This window comes from uncultured Lacinutrix sp., assembly GCF_947500605.1.
Taxonomy (GTDB): Bacteria; Bacteroidota; Bacteroidia; order Flavobacteriales; family Flavobacteriaceae; genus Lacinutrix.
Window position 1 is genome coordinate 44,286 of record NZ_CANMSJ010000012.1, and the last position, 11,447, is coordinate 55,732.

11 protein-coding genes are annotated in these 11,447 nt (G+C 32.0%); 3 read left to right on the top strand and 8 right to left on the bottom strand.

The features are described 5' to 3' along the window. Position 1 precedes the first annotated feature (1 nt). The 4 genes from Q0935_RS14560 to Q0935_RS14575 all read right to left on the bottom strand — a co-directional run bounded on the left by Q0935_RS14560 (position 2) and on the right by Q0935_RS14575 (position 5,521). Positions 2-505 carry an antitoxin Xre-like helix-turn-helix domain-containing protein gene (locus Q0935_RS14560; RefSeq protein ID WP_299387759.1) on the bottom strand — a complete coding sequence of 168 codons (504 nt, stop codon included), beginning with the start codon at positions 503-505 and terminating at the stop codon, positions 2-4. Positions 506-565: 60 nt separating this feature from the next. Beyond that, a complete protein-coding gene (locus tag Q0935_RS14565) occupies positions 566-1,105 on the bottom strand; it encodes a sigma-70 family RNA polymerase sigma factor (protein ID WP_299387763.1) in 540 nt (179 codons plus the stop codon). Between the two features lie 277 nt (positions 1,106-1,382). Beyond that, entirely contained in the window at positions 1,383-1,856 is a 474-nt protein-coding gene (locus Q0935_RS14570) for an OsmC family protein (RefSeq protein ID WP_299254680.1), read from the bottom strand. Positions 1,857-2,107: 251 nt separating this feature from the next. Next, positions 2,108-5,521: a methylmalonyl-CoA mutase family protein gene (locus Q0935_RS14575; protein WP_299387767.1), complete on the bottom strand. Its 3,414-nt coding sequence runs from the start codon at positions 5,519-5,521 to the stop codon at positions 2,108-2,110. 202 nt (positions 5,522-5,723) lie between these two features. Here Q0935_RS14575 and purU point away from each other — a divergent pair, with 202 nt between their 5' ends. From purU to Q0935_RS14590, 3 genes are all read left to right on the top strand, one after another. Further along, positions 5,724-6,572 carry a formyltetrahydrofolate deformylase gene (gene purU / locus Q0935_RS14580; RefSeq protein WP_299387772.1) on the top strand — a complete coding sequence of 283 codons (849 nt, stop codon included), beginning with the start codon at positions 5,724-5,726 and terminating at the stop codon, positions 6,570-6,572. Between the two features lie 174 nt (positions 6,573-6,746). Then, a complete protein-coding gene (locus Q0935_RS14585) occupies positions 6,747-7,451 on the top strand; it encodes a DUF4197 domain-containing protein (RefSeq protein WP_299254675.1) in 705 nt (234 codons plus the stop codon). 253 nt (positions 7,452-7,704) lie between these two features. Further along, positions 7,705-7,902, top strand: coding sequence for a Lacal_2735 family protein (locus tag Q0935_RS14590; protein WP_299387776.1), 198 nt, complete (start codon positions 7,705-7,707; stop codon positions 7,900-7,902). A 196-nt stretch (positions 7,903-8,098) separates the two neighbouring features. On the opposite strand, the gene Q0935_RS14595 is transcribed toward Q0935_RS14590, so the two are convergent. From Q0935_RS14595 to Q0935_RS14610, 4 genes are all read right to left on the bottom strand, one after another. Further along, positions 8,099-8,890, bottom strand: a complete 792-nt coding sequence (locus Q0935_RS14595; RefSeq protein WP_299387781.1) for an ABC transporter substrate-binding protein — start codon at positions 8,888-8,890, stop codon at positions 8,099-8,101. A gap of 35 nt (positions 8,891-8,925) precedes the next feature. After that, a complete protein-coding gene (pyrF, locus tag Q0935_RS14600) occupies positions 8,926-9,741 on the bottom strand; it encodes an orotidine-5'-phosphate decarboxylase (protein ID WP_299387785.1) in 816 nt (271 codons plus the stop codon). A 116-nt stretch (positions 9,742-9,857) separates the two neighbouring features. Further along, entirely contained in the window at positions 9,858-10,934 is a 1,077-nt protein-coding gene (gene prfA / locus Q0935_RS14605; protein WP_299387788.1) for a peptide chain release factor 1, read from the bottom strand. 38 nt (positions 10,935-10,972) lie between these two features. After that, positions 10,973-11,359 (bottom strand): hypothetical protein, encoded by a 387-nt coding sequence (locus Q0935_RS14610; protein WP_299387791.1) that lies wholly within the window; start codon positions 11,357-11,359, stop codon positions 10,973-10,975. Positions 11,360-11,447: the final 88 nt, after the last annotated feature.

Genomic DNA, 11,447 nt, shown 5'->3' on the forward strand with positions numbered 1-11,447 from the left:
TTTAAGAATATACGCCAAATTCTATACGACCTAAAACATCTAGAATTAACCCAGTACCAAAACTAGTATCTAGTAAACTTATAGGCTTATTATAGTTTAACACCCTAATATCGCTATGCAACCAAGAAGTGAAATTATCTAACGTACCCAAAACTTCGATACCACGAGAAACCACTTGTGCAATTTCTAAAATTTGTTCGGTACTGTATACATTTAATAAATCGCTATCGCTTTTACGTTGTATTGTACGATGTGAAATATGAATTAAATCGCTCATGCGTTCCATAGAGATACCTAACAATTTACTAAGCGTTAAAACTGCCGATTTTGGCAAACCATTTCTTGTAATTTGAATAAGATCGAAATCGCTACTTATAGAATGAGAAATATTTGTACTACCTCCTAAAACACTTACAATTCTATCGTACTTATTATCTAAGCCGTAGAATGCTTCTGGCTCGTTTGCTAAGTTTTGAATACTATGGTCTTGCTTATACTGCTTCATGATTGCGACAATTTACACGAATATACAACTTTTTGTCGTGCTTTAAAAGCATTTAGCACATTAATAATTACAAACTTTGCAATCTTTTTTCTCTTGTAGTTCACCAACCAAAACGCCTTTATCGTTCTCAACAAAGCCACAACAGTCTTTAAAACCTTGTGCTACCATTTTTCTAGCACGTTGTATTTGAGATTTTGCGGTTGATAATTCTATTTTTAATTGTTTAGCAATCTCAGCTTGTTTTAAGCCTTTTATATCCGACAGAAATAATGGATCTCTATATTTTTTAGGCAAGCTTTTTATAATACCATGTAAGCAATCAATTTCTGTATGCTCTTGTTTTTGCTCTTCAACAAAATCATCATCGGTGGTTTCATAAACTATATTTTGTTTTTTAAAATAATCAAAAACAGTATATCTTGCTATAGAAAACAACCAGGGCTTTATCTTAGCATCATCCTTTAAAGTCCCCAACTTAGTATGTACTTTAATAAATGTTTCTTGTAATAAATCGTCTGTTACTGTTGCATCCTTTACCATACTTAAAATAAAGTATTTAATATCTTCTGCATGCAACTTCCAAACCTCTTGAGTTTTCATAATGATAGGTTATAAAAAACGCTAATTCTAGTATAAATTTACTGAAATTAGCGTTATAATACTGTAGGTTTAATTATACCTTAACAGTTACAGTTAGTACATGTACAATTATCGCAAGTACAATTAGTACAGTTTCCTTTAGAGCAACCTTCGCAGTTGCAAGTACATTCTATATTTTTCATGGTATCTAATTTTAAAGTTCATATAATAGACGCAGCATGTTTTAAAAAGATGCATTTATATCTGCTTTTATTTTAAAATGGCTTAAAATAAAATATTAACTCACCAAAACTATGGCTTCATGAGAGATTGGAAAATTACAGGAGTTCGCTATAAAACATAAACTATTTGCTTTTTCATGCAAGCTAAGTGCTAACGTTTTTTGTTTAGCGTCTTTTATAGTTACTACAGGTTTTAATCTTACCATTTTAAAACTACCACTTCCTGTAGCTTCAACTTCTAAATCGCCTTCTGCAGTATCTGTATAACTTAAAACCTCTATGTTATTTTGAGTACAAACGTATAAGTAAGACATCATGTGGCAAGATGCTAAAGCAGACAATAATAAATCTTCAGGATTGTATAATGTATCGTCTCCTCTAAATACTTTTGCTGCAGACACTTGTAATGGAGTTACTTTATTAGCAATTGTAACGCTATGGTTTCTGCTAAAAGTTCTTGGATTCTGAGTGCTTTCTCCTTCGTTTATTGTCCAGTTTACTTTTGCTTTAAAGGTGTGATTTATAGACATATTATTTTAGTTTTTTGATGTAAAAAAAGCGTTTCAAAATAGAAACGCTTTTTGTTTAATTTATTGAGATTCTTTTTTAAGATTCTTTAAACTATGTTTAGGTATTTTCAATCAAAATATATTTTGATTTCAATAATGCTCTGAATGACACAAACGACTCTCTTAAAAGTTAATCGTTTTATGAGATCCCAAAATAAATTTGGGATAAGCCATCCTCTCACTTTTCGTAAAAACGAAAAATGGTTCTCTGCTTACATGTTACGTCTATACTGTCCTCCAACTTCAAATAACGAAGCTGTAATTTCACCTAAACTACACACTTTACAAACTTCCATTAATGCTTCAAATATATTTTCGTTGTTAATTGCCTTTACTTGAAGGTCTTTTAACATCGCTTTTGTATCGTTAGCTTTATGTAAGTTTTCTAGTGTTTTAATCTGGAATTGCTTTTCCTCTTCTGTAGCTCTAATAACTTCTTTTGGCACAACTGTTGGTGAACCTTTAGAACTTAAAAAAGTATTTACACCAATAATAGGAAACTCTCCATTATGTTTTAAAGTCTCGTAATACAGGCTTTCTTCTTGTATTTTAGAACGTTGGTACATAGTTTCCATTGCACCTAAAACGCCACCTCTTTCGGTAATACGATCGAATTCTTTTAATACAGCATCCTCTACTAAATCGGTTAACTCTTCAATAATAAAAGAACCTTGTATTGGGTTTTCGTTTTTAGCTAATCCTAACTCCTTGTTTATAATTAACTGAATTGCCATTGCACGACGTACAGACTCTTCCGTAGGTGTAGTAATAGCTTCATCGTAAGCATTTGTATGTAACGAGTTACAGTTATCGTAAATAGCGTATAATGCTTGAAGCGTTGTACGTATATCGTTAAAATCAATTTCCTGAGCATGTAAACTTCTACCAGAGGTTTGGATGTGGTATTTCAACATTTGTGCTCTTGAGTTTGCTCCATATTTATGCTTTAATGCTTTAGACCAAATCTTTCTAGCCACACGACCAATTACAGAATATTCTGGATCGATACCATTAGAGAAAAAGAACGATAAATTTGGACCAAATTTATTGATGTCCATGCCACGACTTAAATAATATTCCACGTAAGTGAAACCATTAGATAACGTTAATGCTAACTGTGTAATTGGGTTTGCTCCTGCTTCGGCAATATGATATCCAGAAATAGATACCGAGTAAAAGTTACGCACATTGTTGTCGATAAAATACTCTTGCACATCTCCCATTAAACGCAATGCAAATTCTGTAGAGAAAATACATGTGTTTTGCGCTTGATCTTCTTTTAAAATATCGGCTTGTACAGTTCCTCTAACTTGAGCAATTGTATTTGTTTTTATTTCTGCATAAACGTCTGTTGGTAATACTTGATCTCCAGTAACACCTAATAACATTAAACCTAAACCATTGTTTCCTTCTGGCAATTCTCCGTTATAAGATGGACGTTCTTTGTCTTTATATAGTTTAGCAATTTTTGCTTCTACTTCTTTTTCTAAACCATTTTCTTTAATGTAAAACTCACATTGTTGGTCTATGGCAGCATTCATAAAGAAACCTAATAACATAGGAGCAGGACCATTAATTGTCATACTTACAGATGTCATTGCACTTGCTAAATCGAAACCAGAATACAGTTTTTTAGCATCGTCTAAACAACAAATACTAACACCTGCATTACCAATTTTACCGTAAATATCCGGACGTAAATCTGGATCGTTACCATATAGCGTTACACTATCGAAAGCTGTAGATAAACGTTTTGCTGGTAAACCTGCACTTACATAGTGAAAACGTCTGTTAGTACGTTCTGGTCCACCTTCTCCTGCAAACATACGTGCTGGATCTTCTCCTGTACGTTTAAAAGGATATAATCCTGATGTGTATGGAAATTCGCCAGGTACATTTTCTTGTAAACACCATTTTAAAATATCTCCCCAAGCTTTGTACTTTGGTAAAGCTACCTTAGGAATATCACTTTGTGATAATGACTTTGTATGCGTTTCTATTTTTATTTCCTTATCTCTTACTTTAAAAGTGTAGATAGGATTTTTATATTTATTTACTTTCTCGTCCCAACCTGTAATAACTTCCCAATTGTAAGGATCTAAGTTTAATTTTACACGATCGAATTCTGAAACCAATAATCTAACAAAATCTTTGTTGTCTTCTGTTGCTGTAACAGATTCTGAAGCTATACCAGCTTTATCTAATTCTGGTTTTGCATCTAAAACAGATTCTAATGTTTTATAAATACCGTATAATTTCTGTGCAACCTCAACTTGAGTTGAAGCCGTTTTATCGTAAGCACGATTACTCTCTGCTATTTCAGATAAGTAACGTGTTCTACTTGGTGGGATAACAAAAATCTTTTCGCTCATTTCTTCTGAAATCTCGAAAGTAGATTTTAAAACACTATCGGTTTTCTCAACCAATTTATCCATTATCGCTTTGTAAAGCGTATTCATTCCAGGATCGTTAAATTGAGACGCTATCGTTCCAAAAACAGGCAAATCATCTTGATGAACATCCCAAAGATGATTATTACGCATGTATTGTTTTTTAACATCGCGTAAAGCATCTAAAGAACCACGTTTATCGAATTTATTAATGGCAACTAAATCTGCAAAATCAAGCATGTCGATTTTCTCAAGTTGTGTTGCTGCACCAAATTCTGGAGTCATAACGTATAAAGCAACATCACTGTGCTCCATAATCTCAGTATCGGATTGCCCAATACCAGAAGTTTCAAGTATAATTAAATCGTATTCTGCAGCTTTTAAAACCTGTACTGCTTCGTTTACATACTTAGATAATGCTAAATTACTTTGACGTGTAGCCAAACTACGCATATAGACTCTTGGAGAGTTAATAGCGTTCATTCTAATTCTATCTCCTAAAAGTGCTCCTCCTGTTTTACGTTTAGATGGATCTACAGATACTAAACCAACCGTTTTTTCTGGAAAATCTATAAGAAAACGTCTTACTAATTCATCTACTAATGACGATTTACCTGAACCTCCTGTTCCTGTAATACCTAAAACAGGTGTTTTAGATTTTTTATTTTTAGCATGAATTTTATCTAAAGCATCTTTGGCAACTTCTGGAAAGTTTTCTGCCGAAGAAATAACTCTAGCTATTGCTTTTGGGTTTTTAGTATGAAGCATTTCTACTTCGTTACTTAATTTGTCTCCAATTGCAAAATCTGATTGTTTAACCAAATCGTTAATCATACCCTGTAATCCCATTTCACGACCATCGTCTGGTGAGTAAATACGAGAAATACCGTAATCCATTAATTCTTTAATTTCTGAAGGTAAAATTACACCTCCTCCTCCTCCGAAGATTTTAATATGTTCTGCACCTCTTTCTTTTAAAAGATCGTACATGTATTTAAAATACTCATTATGTCCACCTTGATAAGACGTTAAGCAAATAGCATTTGCATCTTCTTGAATGGCAGTGTTTACTACTTCGTCAACACTTCTATCGTGTCCTAAGTGAATAACCTCAACTCCAGTAGATTGGATAATACGTCGCATAATATTTATGGAGGCATCGTGCCCATCGAATAAGGCTGCTGCTGTTACAATTCTAACTTTATATTTTGGTTTGTATGGTGTTGCTTGTATCATTCGGAAAAAATAATCTGATTTAAGCGTGCAATTTACGGAATAATCAAAAAATTTGCTCTAAAAACTACAATTATCTAAAAGTTTTAGTGAATAAAATTACTCAGCCCAATTTATAGTACTTTAGTAATGCTATTAACACTCAGTTTTTCGCTTTAGCGGAATTATATACAGGTGAAAAATTAACGCTTTCGCGGAAACAAAAATGAAAAAAATCACATTACAAATACATTGCAAAGACCAATCTGGAATTATTGCTACAGTTACTAATTTTATCGCCAACAATAATGGAAACATTGTTTACATAGACCAACATGTAGATAGAGAACAAGATATTTTCTTTATGCGTCTAGAAAGTGAATTTACTTCTTTTTCTATGGAAGCCTTTAAACTTAGCTTTAAAACGGAGTTAGCCGAAAGATTTAACATGAAGTGGCGTATTTATAATGATGAGGAAAAACCTAAAATGGCACTATTTGTTTCTAAATACGACCATTGTTTGTACGACCTTTTAGGTCGCTATAACTCTGGTGAACTTAATTTAGAAATTCCGTTTATTATTAGTAATCACAATACATTAAAACCTATTGCAGATAGTTTTAATATTCCGTTTTATCATATTCCTGTAACAAAAGACACTAAAGCTGAAGCCGAAGCACAGCAATTAAAATTATGCGATGCTCATGGTATCGATTTTATTGTTTTAGCACGTTACATGCAAATTGTGTCTAGCAAAATTATTAATAAGTTTCCTAATAAGGTTATCAATATTCACCATTCGTTTTTACCTGCTTTTGTTGGAGCAAAGCCTTACCACTCGGCTTATAAACGTGGTGTAAAAATTATTGGAGCAACTAGCCATTATGTAACCGAGGAATTGGATGCAGGACCAATTATAGAACAAGATGTAGAGCGTATTTCTCACACTTATACTATTGAAGATTTAATAGCAAAAGGTCGAGACTTAGAGCGTGTTGTTTTAGCTAATGCTATTAAATTACACATAAAACGTAAGGTAATGGTGTTTAATAATAAAACCGTTATTTTCTCATAACAGTGATTTTGCAAAAGCGGTTGCAGTGGCATCCTTTTTTTTGCTGCCATATATGGCAAAAAAAAGATATAACGGAAAACGCGATGTTTTTTTAAAGCTGTGGAGCTTGCGGAATAGTTTTAACAAAATATTTGCTCTAATAATTATTACCTTTACCACTTAAAATAACAAAAGATGAAAAAATTTATTGCCCTTTTATTAGTATTAAATTTATCTGCTTGTGCAGAATTACAACAAGTTGTAAGTCAATTACCTCAAGGTACTGGTGCTATTTCTCAATTAGATATTGGTAACGGATTACGCGAAGCTCTTGATCTTGGAATAGATAAACAAGTAAGTAAATTAACGTCTACGGATGGTTTTTTTAAGAACGATTTGGTAAAAATATTATTACCTGCAGAGTTACAAAAAGTAGATAAAGCATTACGTGATATTGGACTTAGCAGCTTGGCAGACGAAGGTTTAAAAGTATTAAACCGTGCAGCAGAAGATGCTGTTGGAGAGGCAACACCTATATTTGTTGATGCAGTTAAAGACATCACTTTTAACGATGCTAAAAACATTTTATTAGGAGATAAAGATGCAGCAACACAGTACTTAAACGGAAAAACACAAACAGCTTTATATGCTAAATTTAATCCTGTAATTAAAAATAGTTTTGCTAAGGTTGGTGCAGATCAAATTTGGTCTAACTTAATAAATAAGTATAACACAATACCTTTTACTAGTGATGTAAATCCTGATTTAACAGATTACGTTACTACTGAAGCTTTAAAAGGTGTTTATAAAATGATTGCTGTTGAAGAACTAGAAATTAGAGAAAAAGCATCGTCTAGAACAACTGCATTATTACAGAAAGTTTTTGCTCTACAGGATTAATTTAATAAAAATATACAAATTAATAATACTAAGCTAAAGTTTTGGTAACATAAGCTCAAAGGGATTTCTATACTTTTGTACTTCAAGTTTTATTCTCCATAATTTACTTGAGTTAGTTAGTTTAGTAAAAAATATTTAAAGCCAATCTAAAAATTTAGATTGGCTTTTTTTATAATGCAATCAGCCTACAAACAACATAAGTTGCTTATTATCAATATTTAACGTATTTTTATAAGACTAAGCTCTAATTATTATGAAAAAAGTAAATCTATTAGAATCTCATCATCAAAAACTGAACAGCCGGTACCTGCAGCTAATAGAACAAGCTTATAATTTAAGAGAAACAGACCATGCGCTTAGTGACGACTCTGAGTTTAAGGCGTTAAAATTACTACACAAATTAAACAAGATTAAGTTTCTATTTCGTGACAACCCACAGACTACACTATAAATTTTTATATTTTTTATTTAATCGAGATCTAAGTAAGAAAACTACTCGTATTTATATAAAAAGAAAGATATGAATACACATTTTTGTAAAGTTGGAAAAATAAGGCCTAATTTAAATAAGTCCTATAAAATAAATGTATTAAAAGAAAAGGCTATGCAACAGTCTTTTAAAACTGTGCTGGATAATAAAAAGCAACCTAAAGGTTTTGACGTAGCGTCTTAAAATAATTAAATGCTTTTATAAGTCTAGAACCATACCAGGAAAACATTTCTCCATCTACAAGAACTGTTATTGTGTGAGGAGATGCGTTGTTTATTTCTATGGCATGTTCGTTTTTAAATGGGTAAGGTTCGCTAGACAGTAATACAATTTCGGGATCACCGTTTGAGCTTAAGTTTTCTAATTCTATTTCGGGATAGCGTTCTAAGTTATTATAAACATTTTCGAATTTATTTAATTCTAATAAATGATTTATAAATGTATTATTACCTGCTACCATCCATGGTTTTCTCCATATAAAATAAGCTACTTTTAGAGTTGGCTTATCTTTTACAAAGGCTTTAAAATTGGTTAAATTAGCATTAATTTGATTTGAGATTTTTGTCGCGCTTACTTTCTTATTAAAAATTTTCCCATATTGAGTTATAAGCTCTAAACTGTCTTCTATTGTAAAAATATCTGACACGTGAGTTGTGCAGATACTTTCGCAAGCTTCTACTATCTCTTTTGTGTTTTCTTCTTTATTACAAAGAATAATATCTGGCTTAAGTGTCTTTATTTTCTCGAGATTAATTTGCTTTGTGCCTCCAACTACTTTTTCTGTAGTTTTTAATTGAATGGGATGTATGCAAAATTTTGTTAGACCAACTATAGCATCTTCAAGACCTAAATCGTAAAGCAGCTCGGTTTGCGATGGCACTAAGGAGACAATACGTTTTGGAGTAGTATTTACTTCTATTAGATTTCCTATTTGGTCTTTTAGTTTCATTACAATAGATTTAGCTTCTACCTTAAAAAGATTGGTTAGCTATTTAAGACAACTTCCATTTGTTGTTGCAAGTCTGCTGCCTTTGTAGCCGCTGCTTGTGCAAAGTCTTTATTGTTTGAAGCATAAATAATGCCTCTAGAAGAATTAATAAGCAAACCAACATTATCACTCATTCCATATTTACAAACGTCTTGAAGGTTTCCACCTTGAGCGCCAACACCTGGAACTAAAAGAAAACTATTTGGAATAATTTTTCTAATCTCTGCAAAGTATTCTGCTTTTGTTGCACCAACAACATACATTAAATTTTCTGAGTTCTCCCAATTTTTAGACGTTTCTAAAACTTGTTTGTAAAGCTCTTTACCATCTACTTGCTTTGTTTGAAAATCGAAAGCACCTTGGTTAGACGTTAATGCTAACATTATAGTATGCTTATCTTTAAAAGCTAAGAAAGGCTCTACTGAGTCTTTTCCCATATATGGTGCTACAGTAACACTGTCGAACGCTAAGTCTTCGAAAAAGGCTTTTGCATACATAGTACTTGTATTACCAATGTCTCCACGTTTTGCATCTGCAATTGTAAAAATTTCAGGATGGTTTTTATTTAAGTATTTTATTGTTTTTTCTAAAGCTTGCCAACCTTTAATTCCATAAGCTTCGTAAAAGGCAGTGTTTGGTTTATAAGCTACACACAAATGATGTGTTGCATCTATAATTGCTTTGTTGAATTCGAAAATAGGATCTTCTAATTCTAATAAATGCTTTGGAATTTTATTTAAATCAACGTCTAACCCTATACATAAGAAAGAGTTCTTTTTTTTAATTTGTGTTGTTAGTTGCTGTGTTGTCATGCCTTAAAAATGTGAGTTCCACATCATACTGCAACAAATGTTGCTCTTATGTGTGGTGTAACAAAATAGTTTAATTTTTATATAATAAAAAAGCCTCTAAAAAAGAGGCTTTAAATTTAAAGTAAATCATTGTTAGCCTTTAACTTCTCAGTATTATCGGCTAGCATTAATTCGTCTAATATTTTTTGAATGTCACCATTTACAATGTTTTGTAAATCGTAAAGTGTTAACCCAATTCTGTGATCTGTTACACGTCCTTGAGAATAGTTATAAGTTCTAATTTTAGCACTTCTATCTCCAGAAGTTACCATAGTACCTCTTAAAGCAGCATCTTCTTCGTTCTTTTTAGCTAATTCTAAATCGTATAAACGCGAACGTAAAACCTTAAAGGCTTTCTCTTTATTCTTATGCTGCGATTTTTGATCTTGACATTGCGCCACTAATCCTGTTGGAATGTGCGTTAAACGTACTGCTGAATACGTTGTGTTTACCGATTGACCTCCTGGACCTGAAGAACAAAAGAAATCTACTCTTACGTCTTTTGCTTCAACAACGACATCAAACTCTTCGGCTTCTGGAAATACCATTACTGTAGCTGCACTTGTATGCACACGACCTTGAGTTTCTGTTTGTGGTACACGTTGTACACGGTGTACTCCTGCTTCAAACTTTAAAGTTCCATAAACATCGTCTCCAGAAACTTCAAACTGAATTTCTTTAAAACCTCCGTTTGTTCCTTCACTATAATCTACAGTATCTACTTTCCAACCTCTGTTTTCACAGTACTTACTATACATTCTAAACAAGTCTCCAGCAAAAATACTTGCTTCGTCTCCACCTGCTCCTGCTCTTAATTCTACAACAGCATTTTTAGCATCTTGAGGATCCTTAGGGATTAGTAATAATTTTATTTCTTCCTCTAATAATGGAATTTGAGCTTTAGCATCATCGTATTGCATTTTAGCCATGTCTACCATTTCGGCATCACTACCGTCTGATATTATTTCTTCAGCTTCAGCTAAATTATTAGTCTGCTCTATATATAATTCACGTTTATCCATTAATAAACGTAAACTTTTGTATTCTCTAGTTAGCTCAACATAAGTTTTTTGATCTGAAATAATATCAGGTTGAATGATTAAATCACTAACCTCATCAAAACGTTGTTTTACTATTTGTAATTTATCTAACATAAATATTTTGCGTTATTGAGCAAAAATACGATAAATAATCAATAATAATAAGTGGTTTTCTCTACTGAATTTTGCGCTCTTTTTTTGTTCTCTAACATAACGTAGTTTACAAAAGTTAAAAATGCCGATACTGTGAAAAAACGCTCTAAATAAAACATGTATTTAAACTCTAAGAAATAGCCGCAAAACATAGAAACATCAGCAAATGCTACGCAAAACGTTGCTAACAAAAAGAGTGTTGAACGCAAATGAAATCTATTAAAATTATAATTTGCAGAAAAGACGCACATTACAATCATTATAATACTTGGAATTATAAAAAAGGCTCTATCTACAAAACCAAATTTTTGAATATCTACCGAAGAAATTAATAAATAAACTAAGTATCCATTTAACATTGCTATTGAAGAAAAAATTAAAATCATAGAATAGCTTCTTTCCTTAATGCTAATTTTCTTTATTATTAAACTAGATAATAATAAAAATATAACTGCCCGAACTATTATAGACAAC

Excerpts from the sequence above, each read along its gene's own strand:
- Q0935_RS14560 (WP_299387759.1), bottom strand. The coding sequence starts at position 505 with ATGAAGCAGTATAAGCAAGACCATAGTATTCAAAACTTAGCAAACGAG.
- pyrF (WP_299387785.1), bottom strand. The coding sequence starts at position 9,741 with ATGACAACACAGCAACTAACAACACAAATTAAAAAAAAGAACTCTTTC.
- prfA (WP_299387788.1), bottom strand. The coding sequence starts at position 10,934 with ATGTTAGATAAATTACAAATAGTAAAACAACGTTTTGATGAGGTTAGT.
- Q0935_RS14575 (WP_299387767.1), bottom strand. The coding sequence starts at position 5,521 with ATGATACAAGCAACACCATACAAACCAAAATATAAAGTTAGAATTGTA.
- Q0935_RS14565 (WP_299387763.1), bottom strand. The coding sequence starts at position 1,105 with ATGAAAACTCAAGAGGTTTGGAAGTTGCATGCAGAAGATATTAAATAC.
- purU (WP_299387772.1), top strand. The coding sequence starts at position 5,724 with ATGAAAAAAATCACATTACAAATACATTGCAAAGACCAATCTGGAATT.
- Q0935_RS14570 (WP_299254680.1), bottom strand. The coding sequence starts at position 1,856 with ATGTCTATAAATCACACCTTTAAAGCAAAAGTAAACTGGACAATAAAC.
- Q0935_RS14610 (WP_299387791.1), bottom strand. The coding sequence starts at position 11,359 with ATGATTTTAATTTTTTCTTCAATAGCAATGTTAAATGGATACTTAGTT.
- Q0935_RS14590 (WP_299387776.1), top strand. The coding sequence starts at position 7,705 with ATGAAAAAAGTAAATCTATTAGAATCTCATCATCAAAAACTGAACAGC.
- Q0935_RS14595 (WP_299387781.1), bottom strand. The coding sequence starts at position 8,890 with ATGAAACTAAAAGACCAAATAGGAAATCTAATAGAAGTAAATACTACT.
- Q0935_RS14585 (WP_299254675.1), top strand. The coding sequence starts at position 6,747 with ATGAAAAAATTTATTGCCCTTTTATTAGTATTAAATTTATCTGCTTGT.